Origin of the sequence: Nonomuraea sp. NPDC049028 (assembly GCF_043197735.1) — a bacterium.
Classification (GTDB): domain Bacteria; phylum Actinomycetota; class Actinomycetes; order Streptosporangiales; family Streptosporangiaceae; genus Nonomuraea.
On the sequence record NZ_JBICTR010000006.1, the window covers coordinates 263,277 to 278,645 of the forward strand.

At 71.5% G+C, this 15,369-nt stretch carries 14 protein-coding genes; 7 read left to right on the forward strand and 7 right to left on the reverse strand.

Features of this window, described 5'->3' with window-relative positions; genetic code table 11:
- Nucleotides 1-309: 309 nt before the first annotated feature.
- Both ACGFJ2_RS24590 and ACGFJ2_RS24595 read right to left on the reverse strand, forming a co-directional pair.
- A complete protein-coding gene (locus tag ACGFJ2_RS24590; RefSeq protein WP_225298448.1) occupies nucleotides 310-597 on the reverse strand; it encodes an Lrp/AsnC family transcriptional regulator in 288 nt (95 codons plus the stop codon).
- A gap of 9 nt (nucleotides 598-606) precedes the next feature.
- Nucleotides 607-2,307 (reverse strand): DEDD exonuclease domain-containing protein, encoded by a 1,701-nt coding sequence (locus tag ACGFJ2_RS24595; protein WP_393471890.1) that lies wholly within the window; start codon nucleotides 2,305-2,307, stop codon nucleotides 607-609.
- Between the two features lie 86 nt (nucleotides 2,308-2,393).
- Here ACGFJ2_RS24595 and ACGFJ2_RS24600 point away from each other — a divergent pair, with 86 nt between their 5' ends.
- From ACGFJ2_RS24600 to ACGFJ2_RS24610, 3 genes are all read left to right on the forward strand, one after another.
- Nucleotides 2,394-3,890: a serine/threonine-protein kinase gene (locus ACGFJ2_RS24600; protein WP_393471893.1), complete on the forward strand. Its 1,497-nt coding sequence runs from the start codon at nucleotides 2,394-2,396 to the stop codon at nucleotides 3,888-3,890.
- Entirely contained in the window at nucleotides 3,880-5,352 is a 1,473-nt protein-coding gene (locus ACGFJ2_RS24605) for a serine/threonine-protein kinase (protein WP_357944976.1), read from the forward strand. Before ACGFJ2_RS24600 ends, ACGFJ2_RS24605 begins: the two co-directional genes overlap by 11 nt.
- 76 nt (nucleotides 5,353-5,428) lie before the next feature.
- Nucleotides 5,429-6,967 carry a hypothetical protein gene (locus tag ACGFJ2_RS24610; protein WP_393471897.1) on the forward strand — a complete coding sequence of 513 codons (1,539 nt, stop codon included), beginning with the start codon at nucleotides 5,429-5,431 and terminating at the stop codon, nucleotides 6,965-6,967.
- A 59-nt stretch (nucleotides 6,968-7,026) separates the two neighbouring features.
- Here ACGFJ2_RS24610 and ACGFJ2_RS24615 read toward each other — a convergent pair whose 3' ends face one another.
- The 4 genes from ACGFJ2_RS24615 to ACGFJ2_RS24630 form a co-directional block, all read right to left on the reverse strand.
- Nucleotides 7,027-7,227 (reverse strand): hypothetical protein, encoded by a 201-nt coding sequence (locus tag ACGFJ2_RS24615; protein ID WP_357944981.1) that lies wholly within the window; start codon nucleotides 7,225-7,227, stop codon nucleotides 7,027-7,029.
- Nucleotides 7,228-7,322: 95 nt separating this feature from the next.
- A complete protein-coding gene (locus tag ACGFJ2_RS24620; RefSeq protein WP_393471900.1) occupies nucleotides 7,323-8,918 on the reverse strand; it encodes a PH domain-containing protein in 1,596 nt (531 codons plus the stop codon).
- Complete coding sequence (locus tag ACGFJ2_RS24625; RefSeq protein ID WP_393471903.1) at nucleotides 8,915-9,439, reverse strand: PH domain-containing protein; 525 nt, start codon at nucleotides 9,437-9,439, stop codon at nucleotides 8,915-8,917. The genes ACGFJ2_RS24620 and ACGFJ2_RS24625 overlap by 4 nt, the downstream gene beginning before the upstream one ends.
- Nucleotides 9,436-9,663, reverse strand: coding sequence for a hypothetical protein (locus ACGFJ2_RS24630; protein ID WP_393471906.1), 228 nt, complete (start codon nucleotides 9,661-9,663; stop codon nucleotides 9,436-9,438). The genes ACGFJ2_RS24625 and ACGFJ2_RS24630 overlap by 4 nt, the downstream gene beginning before the upstream one ends.
- Nucleotides 9,664-9,773: 110 nt before the next feature.
- Between ACGFJ2_RS24630 and ACGFJ2_RS24635 the strand changes: the two genes are divergently transcribed.
- Together ACGFJ2_RS24635 and ACGFJ2_RS24640 are read left to right on the forward strand one after the other, a co-directional pair.
- Nucleotides 9,774-10,970 carry a histidine kinase gene (locus ACGFJ2_RS24635; RefSeq protein ID WP_357944989.1) on the forward strand — a complete coding sequence of 399 codons (1,197 nt, stop codon included), beginning with the start codon at nucleotides 9,774-9,776 and terminating at the stop codon, nucleotides 10,968-10,970.
- Complete coding sequence (locus ACGFJ2_RS24640) at nucleotides 10,967-11,629, forward strand: response regulator (protein ID WP_393471909.1); 663 nt, start codon at nucleotides 10,967-10,969, stop codon at nucleotides 11,627-11,629. The genes ACGFJ2_RS24635 and ACGFJ2_RS24640 overlap by 4 nt, the downstream gene beginning before the upstream one ends.
- Here the strand turns inward: ACGFJ2_RS24640 and ACGFJ2_RS24645 are convergent.
- Complete coding sequence (locus ACGFJ2_RS24645; protein WP_357944994.1) at nucleotides 11,604-12,680, reverse strand: phosphotransferase family protein; 1,077 nt, start codon at nucleotides 12,678-12,680, stop codon at nucleotides 11,604-11,606. The genes ACGFJ2_RS24640 and ACGFJ2_RS24645 overlap by 26 nt on opposite strands.
- A gap of 198 nt (nucleotides 12,681-12,878) precedes the next feature.
- Between ACGFJ2_RS24645 and ACGFJ2_RS24650 the strand changes: the two genes are divergently transcribed.
- On the forward strand, nucleotides 12,879-14,156 hold the full coding sequence (locus tag ACGFJ2_RS24650; protein WP_393471912.1) for an NYN domain-containing protein: 1,278 nt from the start codon (nucleotides 12,879-12,881) through the stop codon (nucleotides 14,154-14,156).
- An 84-nt stretch (nucleotides 14,157-14,240) separates the two neighbouring features.
- Complete coding sequence (locus ACGFJ2_RS24655; RefSeq protein WP_357945000.1) at nucleotides 14,241-15,215, forward strand: C40 family peptidase; 975 nt, start codon at nucleotides 14,241-14,243, stop codon at nucleotides 15,213-15,215.
- Nucleotides 15,216-15,369: the final 154 nt, after the last annotated feature.

Sequence of the window (15,369 nt, forward strand, 5' to 3'; positions counted from 1 at the left end):
ACCGGTGTTCTCTCGCGCGGGTGACTTCTCGCACGGCGTCGAGTCCGGCGTGATCAAGCGGCTGTCCCACGGCGAGTAATCGAGCCGCACACGGCGGGCGTAGTGAGCGGTGCATGGCGGTTGCGGTGAGGGGTCGCCGGAAGCCACGGTCTCACCGTCTCGTCACGGCGCCCAGCCCCGCACACCTCAGGACCGTATCCCTGGACAGGGCCCAGCCCCGCACGCGCATTGGGGCTCACCGTGCCTGCCGTAAAAACTGATCGCGCCTCTATAGGCGGCGGCGCTCAGCCCGAGGCCGGAGGAGTGGAGCTAGTCGCTTTCGCCGAAGCCGATCGAGAACGCCGCGTCGAGATCGTGCTTGGAGTAGGTGCGGAAGGCGATGTGGGTCTCGGTGTGGAGCACACCGGCCACCTTGTTGAGGCGCCCCGGGATCACCTCGGCGATCTGCTCGTAGGCGGCCACCCGGACCATCGCCAGCAGGTCGTATTCGCCGGTGATGGAGTAGACCTCGCTGACCCCCTCGATCTCGGCGATCGTCTGGGCGACCTCCGGGATCCGGTCTACCTCGGCGTTGATGTGGACGATAGCCGTGACCATGGGCCAACTCTAGCGGCCCTGATCGAGGCCGCGGTAGGCGAGGTCGATGCGGGCCTTGTGGCGGGCGGCGCCGTGGGCGGGCAGGCTCCACTCGCCGTCGACCTCCACCAGGCGCACCCCCGGTGACTCCAGCCAGCGCAGGATGCACTCGGTCTCCTCGGCGCTGGCCGCGTGGACGGGCCCGGGGCCGGGGATGACGCTCTCGGCCATGGCCACGAGGGACTCGACATAGGGGACGGGGTGGGCGCCGCGGGGCATGACGCCGGCCGCGCTGAGCCGGCCGTAGCGGATGACGTGGATGTCCCAGCCGCCGTCGAAGGCCGGGCTGGCGGCGACCAGCTGGGGGATGCGGGTGATGGCCGTGAGGCGCTGCATGCGGGCCGCGGTGCGGACGAAGGCCGCGAGACGGTCACGGTCGACGGAGGCCTCCTCGTAGCGCTGCTCGACCGAGAGGCGCTCCATACGGGCCGACACCGCGGAGAAGACGGACGAGGCGTCGAGGGTCATGGCCCGGCGGGCGGCCTGGGCGTGCAGCGCGTAGTCGGTCTGACTCTCCCTGCCCTCGCACGGCGCTCCGCAGCGGCCCATCTCGTAGAGGACGCAGGCCGCTCGGTGGGTGCGCAGGCTGATCGGCTGCGTGCATTGGCGCAGCGGCACCGCCTCGTGCAGGGCGATGCGGGCGTCGTCGGCCGAGCGGCTGCTGGAGAAGGGACCGAGGTAGGCGGCGCCGTCGTCCTTGAGCTCGCGCACGATCGACAGGCGGGGGAACGGCTCGTCGGTCAGCTTGAGCCAGACGACCTTCTCCGGGAAGCGCGACCTGCGGTTGTAGCGGGGTTTGGCGCCGCCGATCAGGCGCAGCTCGCGTACTTCGGCTTCGAGGGCGGTGGCGCAGACGATGTGGCGGACCCGCTCGGCGATGCCGATCATCTCGCGGATGCGCGGGCGGGTCTCGCTGGCGGTGAAGTAGGAGCGGACGCGGTTGCGCAGGTTGGTGCTCTTGCCGATGTAGAGGACCTCGCCGCGTTCGTCCTCGAAGAGGTAGACGCCGGGGGAGTGGGGCACCGACTCGGCCAGGTGGCGCTTGCGCTGCTGCTCGGGAGTGGGGGCGCGGACGAAGGACTTGAGCTCTTCGAGCGTGTGGACCTGGAAGGAGCCGGCCCGCTCGATCAGCCCGTGGAGCACGTGGACGGTGGCCTTGGCGTCCTGCAGGGCGCGGTGGCAGGGGTCGGTCGGGCTGCGGAAGAACCTGGCCAGCGTGGCGAGCTTGGCGTTGGGCGTCTCGTCACGAGTCAGCACGCGGCGGGCCAGGTCGACGGTGTCGACGACCGGGTTGGCCGGTGGGGGATAGCCGTGGGCCGCGCAGGCCGCCTTGACGAAACGGGTGTCGAAGCTCGCGTTGTGGGCGACCAGGGTCGTGCCGCGGATGAACTCGAGGAAGGCCGGCAGCACCGACTCGATGCGCGGCGCGGCCACCACCATGGCGTCGGTGATGCCGGTCAGCACGGAGATGAACGGCGGGATCGGCCCGCCGGGATCGACCAGCGTGGAGAACTCCCCGAGCACCTCGCCCGCCCGCACCTTGACCGCGCCGATCTCGGTGATCATGTGATCGGCCGGGGAACCCCCGGTCGTCTCGAGGTCGAACACGACGAACGTGACGTCGCTCAGCGGAGTGCCGAGCTCGTCGAGAGTGCCTTGAACCGGATCCACGAACCAAGACCATAGAGAGGTAGACCGACAGTTATCAGTTTCGAACGAATAACTGTCTGGCTTGATCCTTAGTTACCCTTCCGTTTATGTCCGGGGGAAGACTCGCCAGCCGCTACTCACTGCTGCGGCCGCTCGGTAGCGGCGGCATGGGCAGGGTGTGGCTGGCCAGGGACGAGATGCTTGACCGCGAGGTGGCGGTCAAGGAGCTCACGCTGCCCGAGGGCCTGTCCGCCAAGGAGCGCGGCGACCTCGTGACTCGGGCCGTACGCGAGGCGCAGGCGACCGCGCGGCTGCGGCATCCGGGCATCGTGGCGCTGCACGACGTCATCGTCGAGCACGAGCGGCCGTGGCTGGTCATGGAGCTGCTGCGGGGCCGGACGCTCGCGGACGCGGTCCGGGAGCGCGGGGCGATGCCGCAGGAGCAGGTCGCCGACATCGGGGCGCGCGTCCTGGACGCGCTGTCCGCCGCGCACGCGCAGGGGTTGCAGCATCGCGACGTCAAGCCGGGCAACGTCTTCCTCACCGACGGCGGCCGGGTGGTGCTCACCGACTTCGGCATCGCCCGGCAGGAGGGGCAGGCGACGCTGACGGAGCAGGGGCTGATGATCGGCTCGCCCGGCTTCATCGCGCCCGAGCGGCTGGAGGGTGAGCCGGGCGGCTCGGCCAGCGACATCTGGTCGCTGGGCGCCACGCTGTTCACCGCCGCCGCGGGTGGGCCGGCCTACGGCGGCTCGCCGGCCGAGCGGATCAGGGCGACGCTGACGCTGCCGCCGCCGGTCGTGCCCGGTCCGATCGGGCCGGTCCTCGCCGCCATGATGGCGCGCCATCCCGCCGCCCGCCTCGACGCGCGGGCCGCCATGCACGCGCTCGGGGAGGTCGCGGCGGGGCGGACGGTCCGGCTCGCGACGCAGCACGATCTCACCGCGCCCGGCCGGGTGAAGCGCCGCGGTAAGGCGATCGTCTGGATCGCCGCCGCCGTGGCGGTGCTGCTGATCGCCGTCGGCGTCACCTACTTTGTGACGAAAAATCAGGACAAGGTGCCAGAAGCCTTCAGCGTCCCCATGAACGTGTGCTCGCTCCTCGCCCAGGCCGAGATCGGCGAGCTGCTGAACACCCGGCAGCCGCCCAAGCCACAGCCCGGCTCCGACGAGGTGGGCCCCAAGTGCGGCTGGCCGGTTCAGGGCAGCGGCGTGGGGCTGCAGCTCCAGAAGGACTCCGACACCGCCGACCCCTGGTCGATGACTCCGGTGACGGCCCACACGCTGCTGGGCAACCAGCAGCGCTACTGGGCCAAGTACGACCAGGTCGACTGGACCTGGCCGGAGATCGGGGTGAAGAACTCACTCAAGGCCAAGCGCACTCCGGTCCACGCCCTCACCGGCGTCGGGGAGGAGGGCTTCGCCTTCGAGCTCGCCGGGCCGTCGGGGCGGGTGCACTCCGCCCACGTCTACTACCGGCTGGCCAACCTGGTGGTGAGCGTCGAGTACACCACGCTCGCCACCAAGCCCACCGACGAGGACATCAGGCAGTCGGCGCTGAAGGCTGCACGGGCCAGCGAGCGGGCGTTGCGCAGTGCAGGCTGACTTCTACCTCCTGGCCGGCCGTTACCGCCTGGTGGAGCGGCTCGGCGAGGGCGGCGCGGGCACCGTGTGGCGGGCGCTCGACCAGACGCTCGACCGGCAGGTCGCGGTCAAGCAGATGCGGGTGCCGGCCGGGCTGACGCCGCGCCAGCGGGCCGAGTTCGCCGATCGGGCGATCCATGAGGCCAGGTCCGCGGGGCGGCTGCGCGATCCCGCCATCGTGCTCGTCCACGACGTGGTGCTCGACGGCGACCAGCCGTGGATCGTCATGGACCTGGTCGCCGGGCGCTCGCTGGACAAGGTCATCGAGGAGCGCGGCCCGCTGCCGCCGCAGGCCGTGGCCCGCATCGGGGCGCAGGTGCTGTCGGCGCTGCGGGTGGCGCACGCGCACGGCATCCTCCATCAGGACGTCAAGCCGGGCAACATCATGCTCGACGCCGACGGCTCGGCCATGCTCACCGACTTCGGCATCGCGACTCCGATGGGCGGCCGGGGCGATCGGCGGGGCACGGCGGGCTCGCCCGGCTACATGGCCCCCGAGCGGCTGAACGAGCATGCCGCCGGCCCCGCCTCCGACCTGTGGTCGCTCGGCGCGAGCCTCTACACCGCGGTGGAGGGCCGGCCGCCGTTCGAGCGCGCCCTGCCGGCCGCGGTGGCCGCCGCGGTGCTGCTGCACGACCCGCCGTTTCCGGCCAGGGCGGGGCGCGAGCTCGGCGGGCTGCTGATGGCCATGTTGGCCAAGGACCCCGCGGCCCGGCCGTCGGCCGAGCAGGTCGGCGAGCGGTTGAGCGGCGTGCCCGCTTCCGGCGCTCGCCTCGTGCCCGCTTCCGGTGCTCGCCGATGGTGGCTCGTGCCCGCCGTGCTGGCCGCCGTCGCCGTGGTGGGGGTGGGCGGCTGGTACGGCGTGAGCGTACTGAACGGGCCGAAGGAGACGGGCAGCTACGCGGCGGCGCCCGACCCGTGCGGGCTGATCGGTGACGCAAAGGCCGGGCAACTGCTGAAGGATCCCGGGCAGGCGTCTACGGGCGCGGTGCAGCGGCAACGCACCAGGCCGGGCGAGTGCGTGTGGCAGGTGCGCGACGGCTCCCGGATCGTCCGCTCGATCACCGTGCGGACCAGGGCCGAGCAGCCCGACGGCGACTACAGCGGTCCCGCCGTGGCCCGGCTGCGGTTCGACAGCGAGCGCGGCAGCCGCGCGGCGGCGAAGGGCACGGTCTTCCGCAAGACCGTCGGTCCCCTGGCCGACGTGCCGGGCGTGGGCGAGGCGGCGTTCGTGCAGGACACCTACGAGCTCTACATGAGCAGCACCAAATCCGGCCGATCGGACACCACGCTGCTCTTCCGTACGAGTAATCTCGTGGGCGAGGTCATCCTGCGCCGCGAGGACGTTCCGCCGAGTTCCCCGGCCGACAGGGAGACGGCGATCGAGTCCGCCCGCGTGGTCTCCGCGGCGCTGCGCGACTGAAGCCCTTCGCAAGCATCTTGCAAGTGGTGTGACTAGCATGTTTCCCCGCAAGTCAGGGCAACCTCAGGAGTTCCTCGTGAATCCCGGTAGCGCGTTCGAGCCGCCGACCAACCCCTATCCGATCCAGGGCAGGCAGTTCGAGCAGCCGACCATGCCACCCGGACCGCCCGGATCGCCCTGGGGGCCGCCCCCGCCCCCGCCTCCGCCTCCGCCGCGCAGGCGGTCGTGGATCCTGCCCGTGGTGGCCGTCGCGGTGGTCGTGCTGATCGGGGGCGGCGCGGGTGCGTACATCGTGTACGGGAAGGTCGCCCGCTCCACACCTTCGACCGGCGCCAAGCCGGTCAAGTCGCCCGTCTCGGCGGCGGCGCCGGCGCTCGACGTGTGCTCGATGCTGCCCAAGAGCGAGGCCGATCGCCTCGTGCCTCAGGCGACGGTGGCCAAGGGCTCCAACGACTCCGACTACACGCTCAGCTTCACCTGCAACTGGGTCAACCGCCGCATCTCGTTCGGCGAATACTGGCGCAGCCGGGAGATCGACGTCCGCGTCGAGCAGCACCGCGGCGACGGCGCCAAGACCGGCCGGACCATGGCCCAGAACTCCTACGACATCGACTACGGCGGCGGCAAGTACGCCGAGACGGCCAAGCCCACGCCGAAGAAGGGGGAGAAGGAGTACGTCTCCCCGGTCAAGGACGTGCCCGGCATCGGTGACGCCGCGTTCGCCCAATACACCTGGCGCCGTTCCGGCAAGCTGCTGTGGTACTCCTTCGGCGAGGCCCACGCCCGCGTCGACGACATGACGATCAAGGTCAAGTACCAAGCCGACCAGCAGCGCAAGGACGCGCAGATCCTCAGTAACGCGACCACCCAGTCGGTCACCGAGGCCAACGGGATCCGCGAGGCCAGCACCGTACTCGGGCACATCGCCAAGGGCGTAGCGGCCTGGAAGGCGCAGCACCCCAACGTGCTGGCCCAGCCGGACAAGGCCGCCGTCACCAGCACGCCCAAGCCCGAGGGGACGCCCTCGCCCACGAACCTCGCCATCTTCCCGGCCGCCTGCCAGGCCATGAAAGACCCGGTCAGCCGGCTGGTCCCCACTCCCACGCCGCGCGCCCGCGGCACCGAGGTGGGCAACGACGCGCAGACCGAGTGCCGGTGGCTGAACCTGGACATCCCCGTGGGCGCCGATGTCAAGCGGATCCGCAGCGCGCTGATCACCACGCACCGCTTCACCAACCGGGCCGGCGTCGAGGACGCGCCGGCCGCGCGCGCCTACTACACGGGGCAGCGCGGCAGCCGCGGCGCCAACGCGGGCTCCACCATCGGCGGCATCTCGTGGAGCGGGCTGTCCGAGGTCAAGGGCCTGGGAGAGGCGGCCTTCAGCCAGTACGTGCGGATCACGCACGGCGAGACGTTCGCCTCCACGGGCACGGTGCTGCTGCGGCAGGGGGCGATGGTGATCGTGGTGGACTACTCGGGCGCCGAGCGGCCCAAGGACGAGCCCGTCAACTCGCCCAAGGTCAAGCTGATGTCCGACAAGGAAGCGCGTGACGGGGCGCTGTCCCTGGCCAAGACGTACCTGGCCGAGCTGGCCAAGAAGCCGATCGGCAGCTGACCGGCCAGCGGGCCCGACCGGCCCGACCGGATGGTGGGCGTCCGGCCTGGCTGGGCGCTTCAGGCCGTCCAGTGGCCGCTGTCGCGCATCGCGAGCTCGCTCACGGTCACCGGCATGACCGGCGTCGCGCCGGACCTCTGGGGGCCGCTCAGCTCCCCGCAGAGGCACCCGGCCGCCCGCTGGCGGCTCGCGTGGCGCGGGCTCGGCAGGTGAGCCCGCCCTTCGAGCCGCCGCGAATCCTCCCGTCGTGGATCGTCCACCCGGCCTGAGCTTGACGGCGACGGTTACAGCTCTGCAAGTGCGTTGCAAGTGCGGCAAATAGCGTGGGCCCCGCAAAGCAAATGAGCCGCGTGATCTAGCTTGTCCAATACAGGGGCGTGGGCAAGCCGGGGGAGATCCGCGGCTCGCTGCTTTTCCCGGCGAGGAAGGGCTCCAGCAGGCCGGGTACGGCGCGTGCCGCCAGGTCGAGCCCCTCGCCCGTGCCGACGTCGACCACGTCGTAGTGCCCGTCTCCCGCCGCCGTCGTCGCCGAAAGCGTGAGCAGACCGGCGCGGCGCTGGAAGAACGACTGCTCGACCGTCCAGCCGACGATGCCGCTCCGGTCGAGCGCGACCGTACGCCGTGCGGCCGAGCCCTTCCTGGTGATCAGGTGGTGCGGACCGAGCGCGTGGCCGAGCCCCCGGTAGGCGTCGGCGGCCAGCCACAGGCCGGTCGGGAGCCCGATGACCAGCACGGCCGCAGGCCAGATCCAGCCCGCCTGCCACGTCCAGAGGAGCGGCGGCACCCCGGCCAACGCGGCCAGCACCACGACGGCGACGACCGCGCGGACGAGGCGCCTGCGCCGGGCCGCCGCAGGATGCGCCACCAGCCCGGCCCGCCACGGTCCCACTGCGGGCGACGTCGCGGCCTGCCCCGGCTCCGCCCGCGAGGCCACCGCTCCGGGCCGTCCCAGACCCATGACGCGTTCGGCGATCTGTTCGGCCACCGGGCGGGGGAGTGGTGGGGTGAGCGCGGCCACGTCCTCCGTTTCGTTCTCGGCCGCCTTGCGCAGCCCGGTGGCGACGGCCTTGACCCGCGCGCCGCCGCCCAGCCGCAGCAGCAGTGGCTCGCTGATCTCCACGCCGCGCAGCCGCCGCTCCTCCAGCGTCAGGGACCGGCTGGTCAGCAGCCCACGTCGCAGCCGTAGCCGCCCCGGTTCGCGCTCCAGCCGGTAGCGCCCCCACGACTCGGCGAACAGCAGCAGCGCGCCCGCCACCCCGATCACCACGTTGGCCGCCACGAGCAGCGGCACCGCCAGCCACGGCTGCCCCGTGACCCAGCCCCAGGCACCCGCCGCCGTCCCGGTGGTGAACAGGTTCACGCCGAACGCGTCCAGCAGCTTGTAGAGCGCCCCCAGCACCAGCGCGCCGCCCGCGAACGACCACACCGACAGCGGCGCGTACCTGATCCAGGCCCACCGCAGCTCCGCCATCGCGCGGTCGTCCCCGAGCGGGACCTCGCCGGTCCGCAGCAGGGTACGGCGCAGCTCCTCGGCCTCCCACCTGGCCAGCGGGTCAAGGGTGAGCTCGGTCCCCTCGCCCGGGTGCTCTCCGGTGCCGACCTTGACGACGGTCAGCCCGAACACCCGCCGTACCGGATCCGCCGTGAGGTCGACGCTGCGCACGCGGTCGCGCGGGATCGAGCGGTGCTGCCGTACGGCGATGCCCGAGCGCAGTTCCAGGCGCTCCGTGGTGAGCCGCCACTGGGTGGAGCGGAGCCGGGCCCCGTCGTACGCCAGGACCCCGGCCACGATCAGCGCCGCCGCGCCCGCGCCCGCCGCGACCGTGGCGCCCAGCGACCAGTCGAGCCCGATCAGCGTGCGCACCAAGACGGTCACCGCGGGCACCACGATCGCCAGCGACAGCACCGCCGATGCGCCCAGGCTCCGTGAGGAGAGTTTCCGCCAGCTCACGTCGCGTCCCCCGGTGTCGCCTGGGTGATCGTGGTGAGCCGCTGTGCCAGCTCGGCCGCCAGCTCGTGGTCCAGCGCCTCGATCTTGATCGCGCCCGCCGCCGAGCCCGTGGTCACCGTGACGTCCGCCAGCCCGAACAGCCGCTGCACCGGCCCCCGCGCGGTGTCGACCGTCTGGATGCGCGACATCGGCGCGACCCGCCAGGTGTGGGTCAGCCAGCCCTTGCGCGTGTAGACGGCCTCGCCGGTGACCTCCCAGCGCTCCACCCGGTAGTACGCGCGTGGCGCGGCCACTGCCAGCAGCAGGCAGCCCGCCGCGAAGACGGCCGTCACGATCCCCAGCCAGACGGACCGCTCGGTGAACAGCCAGTAGGCCGCCACCGCGGCGGCGGCCACCGGCACGGCCAGGATCATCGCCTGGACCGTCCACCAGGAGATAGCCCGCCTGTCGGCCTGGTTGCGCGGCGGACGCAGCGTCGTCGTGCTCACGTCCGGCTCGCGTGGTCGCGCGGCGGTGCTCACGTCCGGCCCTCCGTCTTGCGCATCGACGCCGAGGCCGAGAGCAGCACCAGCCCGAGCACGCCGATCACGATGGCGGCGAAGATCTCGCGGCCGTGGAGGAACGGCAGGATGTTGACCAGCAGCAGGTCGTGGGCCCACCGCCACCAGCCCAGCAGGGTGTTGACCACGCCGCCGACGCCCTGCGCCACCAGCAGCCAGCCCAACAGGTACAGAATCACTTTCACGCCATCCAGCGTTCCGCGCCCGCGATGCCCGCCGCGTCGGCCGTAGGTCTCGGCGACCATCGACTTTGGTCGCTGTCCTTGGGCCCGGGCAGGCTCTAACCTCGTGGAACGTGACGGAATACCGGTGGCTGCTGCCCTCGGTCCTGCTGGGGGACGGCGACGAGCGGCGTCCGGTGCGGCGCTCGACCCGCGACTGGATCGTCGACGTCCTGATGTTCCTGGCCGCTTGCGGGCTGGCTCTGCTGAGCATGCCGGACCTGGAGGGGCAGCCGACGCCCGTGGTGGCGATCGAGCAGGTGGTCGGCGCGCTGGCCTGCGCGGCGGTGTGGTTGCGCCGCAGGTGGCCGGTCGGGCTGGCGCTGGTGACCACGGTGCTGTCGATCTATCTGACGCTGGTGGGCGGGCCCGCGGTCGTCGCCCTGTTCACCGTGGCGGTGCACCGGCCGTTCAAGATCTCCGGGCCGGTCGCACTGCTCGGCATCCTGACGCTGATCCCGTTCTCCATGCTCAGGCCCGACAAGGAGCTGGGCCTGCTGGGGCAGAACGTCTTCGGGGCGGCCATCGTGCTGACCGTGTTCGCCTGGGGCATCGTGGTCCGGGCCAGGCGGCAGCTCGTCTGGTCGCTCAGGCAGCGCGCCGACAGCGCGGCGGAGGAGGCCAAGCGGCTCGAGCGCGAGCGGATCGCCAGGGAGATGCACGACGTGCTCGCGCACCGCATCTCCATGCTCAGCCTGCACGCGGGCGCGCTGGAGTTCCGGCCGGACGCGCCCGCCGAGGAGATCGCCAGAGCCGCCGGGGCGATCAGGAACAGCGCCCACCACGCGCTGCAGGACCTGCGCGAGGTGATCGGCGTGCTGCGCCACTCGGCACCCGCGGCCGGTGACCCCGTCCCCGACCGCCCGCAGCCCACGCTGGCCGACCTGTCCCCGCTGATCGAGGAGTGCCATGAGGCGGGCATGGAGGTGGACTTCGCGCTCGACGCCGGTGACGCGCCGGAGGGGCTGGGCCGCAACGTCTACCGCATCGTCCAGGAGGCGCTCACGAACGCGCGCAAGCACGCGAGCGGTGCTCCCGTGACGGTCACGGTCGCCGGCGGTCCGGGGGCGGGCCTGACGGCCGAGGTCCGTAACCCGCTTCGGGTACGCCAGAGCACGCGCATCCCCGGAGCCGGTGCCGGGCTCATCGGCCTGACCGAGCGGGCCCAGCTCGCGGGCGGGCGACTCGAGCACGGCGCGACCCGCGAAGGCGACTTCCTGGTGCGCGCCTGGTTACCTTGGCCGGTGGAGACTTCCCGGGAGGACGCATGACCGCGCCGATCCGCGTGCTGATCGTCGACGACGACGCCCTGGTGCGAGCCGGACTGTCGATGATCCTCGGCGGGACGGGCGACATCGAGATCGTGGCCGAGGCGGGCGACGGCTCGGAGGTGCCGCCGCTGATCGCCGCGCACCGGCCCGACGTGGTGCTGATGGACATCCGGATGCCCGACGTCGACGGGCTCACCGCGACGGAGGCGCTGCGCGCGGCCGAGTCGCCGCCCGAGGTGGTGGTGCTGACCACCTTCCATGCCGACGCCCAGGTGGTGCGGGCGCTGCGCGCGGGGGCGGCGGGGTTCCTGCTGAAGGACATTCCGCCGCGCGAGCTGGTCGAGGCGATCCGGAAGGTGACGGCCGGCGAGCCGATCCTGTCGCCCGCCGTGACCCGCCAGCTCATCACGCACGTCTCCGAGGACGGCGGCCACGCGGGCCGGCGTACGGACAGGGCCCGTGACCTGCTGGCCAAGCTCAGCGAGCGCGAGCGCGACGTGGCGCTGGCCGTCGGCCAGGGGAAGTCGAACGCCGCCATCGGCCGCGAGCTCTACATGAGCGTGGCCACGGTCAAGGCGCACGTCTCGCGGATCCTCACCAAGCTGGACCTCAACAACCGGGTGCAGATCGCGCTCACGGTGTACGACGCCAGCCTTTGAGCATCCGCTCGATCGTGGCCCGGTGCAGCACCAGGTCGTCGGGGTCGTCCGGCATGGGCTGCTCGCCGAAGTGGATCCGGCGCTGCCACACCCTGGCCATGATGGCCCCGTGCCGCAGCGCCGCGTACATCTCGTAGAACTCCATGTCCCGCACCTGATAACCCGTCAGCTCCCGATATTTCCCGCAAACGTCTTCGCGTCGCATGAAGTCGGGAATTCCGGGCATGCCGATGGCCTCGGTAATGTCCTGGAAGAAACGGTGCAGGAAGATCATCCACGCCAGATCGAGCTCGCGCGGCCCCACCGCGGCCATCTCCCAGTCGAACACCGCCACCGGCCTGAAGTCCCGATACATCACGTTCCCGATGCGGGCGTCGCCCCAGCAGAGCACGTCGGGTCCAGGGTCGCGCGGCCAGTGCGCCTCCAGCCAGTCGAAGCCCCGCTCCAGCAGCGGGATCCGCATCCCGCCGTGCGCCCACTCGTAATAGGCGCGCTGCCCGTCCACGTGGCGGCGCAGCCCGCCCTCCGGGAGTACGGCCAGGTCCCCCTCGGTGAACGGCGCGTCGTGCAGCGCGGCCACGATCGCCACTGTCGCGTCCTGCAGCCGGCGCCGATCATGCGGCGCCGCGTCGAGCATCCAGCCCTCGAACGTGTACGGCAGGACGTCGGGCGGTACGTCACCATCCTCCCGTTCCATGATGAAAAAGGGAGTGCCCAGCGGGCCGGGGTCGGGCTCGAACCAGAGGGCCCTGGGTGCTGGAATTCCAGCTTTCTCCCTGGCCGAGCGCATGATCTCGAACTGGGCCCGCAGATCGTAGGAAGGGAAGACGGGCACCGCTTCCTGGGCGGGCGCCATCCTGGCCACGCACCGGACGCGCTCTCCGGGCCAGGACGCGGTGAAGAAGAGCGTTTCGCTGGACATGCCGTTTTCCATCGGCCTCGACAGCTCGGACACCGTCACCGGCCGGTCAACTCGCCCGCTGAGCCAGATTCCCAGCCGATCGTGCAGTTCCTCCAGGTCACGGGTGGAGGTGCGCATCTCGTCCGTCACGGTGGGCCTCCTGGATGAACACCGGGTGAACGCGGGTCCCGGCCCAGTCGTATACCCCTAGCAAGCGCTTGTCCATATCCGACCTGCCGTTACGGACAGGTACACGACAGCCGTACCCTTGTCTGAAAGGGCATGTCACGAAGGGACCGTGGGATGAGTTCAGCGGGTGAAGGTCTGTCTCGCCCGCTTCCCGAGCAGGTGAGACTCAACGTCGTCGATCTGGCGGCGCAGGTCCTCGGGTCCATGCCCGCTGCCACGATTCCGCCGCCGCTGCGCGGCATCGCCAAGTTCGACCCGCGCAAGCGCGCCAAACTGGGCAGCGCGCCCATCGCCGCCCAGCTGGAGAACGACAAAGAGTTCCGCGAGGTGGTCGCCGAGTCGGTGGCCGCCGGATGGCCCGAGCTCGTCGCCTCGCTGATCGAGGGCAACGTGCCACCCGCCGCCGACCCCGTGCTGGTGGCCGCCGCGGCCTATCTGACGCGGCCGGTCGGCTGGGCGGAGATGGTCGAGGCCGCTCGGGCCGATCTCGAGCAGTCGGCGGTCGCGGCCGAGGGGACCGAGCGCGAGGAGGTGGTGACCCGGCTGCGCGAGCAGCTCGCCGCCCAGAAGAGCGCCGCCAAGGACGAGTCCGACCGGCTGCGCGAGCAGCTCAGGGCGGCCCGCGCCGAGAACTCCGACCTGCGCCGCAAGCTCCACGAGGCCCGCGAGCGGAGCAAGGCGGCGGTGCGCCGCGCCGAGGAGATGGAGCACGCGGCCGACGACGCCAGGTCCGCCGCCACGGCCGCGGGCAGCGCGGGCGAGTCCGAGCTGCGCCGGCTCCGCGAGCGGCTGGCCGACGTGGAGAAGCAGCTCGAAGCCTCGCGCCGGGCCGCGCGTGAGGGCAGGAGCATCGAGGACGCCCGCGTCAGGGTGCTGCTCGACGCGCTCCAGGACGCCTCCGCCGGGCTGCGCAGGGAGCTGGCTCTGCCCACCATGATCAGCAGGCCCGCCGACTCGGTGGCCGCGCTCACGGGCGAGCGCCCCGGCGTCAGGGGCGTGCCCGCCCGCGCGCTGGCCGACGACGACCCGCAGCTGCTCGACCAGCTGCTCGCGCTGCCGCAGGTGCACCTGATCATCGATGGCTACAACGTGACCAAGACCGGCTACGGCACGCTGACCCTGGCCGATCAGCGCAACCGGCTGATGACCGGCCTCGGCGGGCTGGTCGCGCAGACCAGGGTCGAGGTGACCGTGGTCTTCGACGGCGCCGAGCTCAACGCGCCCGTCCAGGTGGTGGCGCCGCGCGGGGTGCGGGTGCTCTTCAGCGCACCCGGCGAGATCGCCGACGACCTGATCCGCCAGCTCGTCCGCGCCGAGCCGCCGGGCCGGGCCATGGCGGTGGTCTCCTCTGACCGTGAGGTGGCCGAGTCCGTCCGGCGTATGGGAGCCAGACCGGTTCCGTCGGCTCTGCTGCTGCGCAGGCTGGGCCGCGCGTAGATTACGAATCGGTTGTTAGGGTGAAAGCACACCCGCCACTTCTGTACCATTTCGCCCCAGATATATTCCCCTGGAGGCGACACTGTGAGGTTTGGCCGGGCGCCACTGGCCGCGGGACTCGCGATCGGGCTGCTGCTTTTCCCCACAAGCGAGGCACTGGCCGCGCCGAAGCCCACGATCAAACAGGCGAAAGCCAAGCTCAAGAAGCTGAACGATCAGGCCGACAAGGTCGTCGACCGCTACAACACGGCGACCGAGAAGTACAAGGCGGCCCAAGGCGAATACGGCAAGCTGAACGCCAGCTACAAACGCAAGCTTGAGACGGTCGCCACCCTGCGCGCCCAGGTCATCGACATGGCCGTCGATACCTACACGCGCGGCCCCGACGCCACTTCCTGGCCCACGATGATCGGCCAGCCGGATCCCACGGGCCTGCTGGGCGGCATGGCGCTCGCGGGGCAGCTGTCGGAGGAGAAGGTGGCGCGGCTGGCGGCCTTCGATCGCGAGAACCGCGGGCTCAAGGACGAACGCGACAAGGCCGAGGCGGCGCTGCAGGCGGCCGACAAGGAGCGCGACGGGGTCGAGAAGGAGCGCTCGGAGGTCCGCAAGCTGATCGCGAAGCAGAAGAAGCTGCTGGACAAGCTCGGCGCCTACAAGACCGGTGACCCCAACAGCACCGGCATCAAGTACACGGGCTCGGCCTCCGGCAACGCGGCGGCGGTGCTCAGGTTCGCTTACGCGCAGGTGGGCAAGCCGTACGTGTTCGGCGGCACGGGACCGAGCGGCTGGGACTGCTCGGGCCTCACGCAGGCGTCGTGGCGCGCTGGGGGCGTGTCGCTGCCCCGGACCACGTGGCAGCAGTGGGCCTGGGGGTCGTCCCGCAAGGTGGATCTGAAGGACCTGCAGCCCGGCGACCTGATCTTCAGCTCAGGGCTTGGGCATGTCAGCATTTATGCGGGCAACGGGCAGATCGTGCACGCCCCCCAGACCGGCGACGTGGTCAAGGTCGTCACTCTGTCCTCCTATGGCGGCACCCTGGTGGGAGCTATCCGTCCGTAGGTTGTTCCGGGTGAAGAACCACTGATTTCTGTACGGCAAGCACGGTGAGCCCCACCCGCCGTCCGTGGCTGGGCTCTGTCCAGGGACACGCTCCTCCGGTGGAGCGCGCTGGGCGCCGTGACGTGCGTCCTCTTGACCCGGTCCGTGGTTTCCG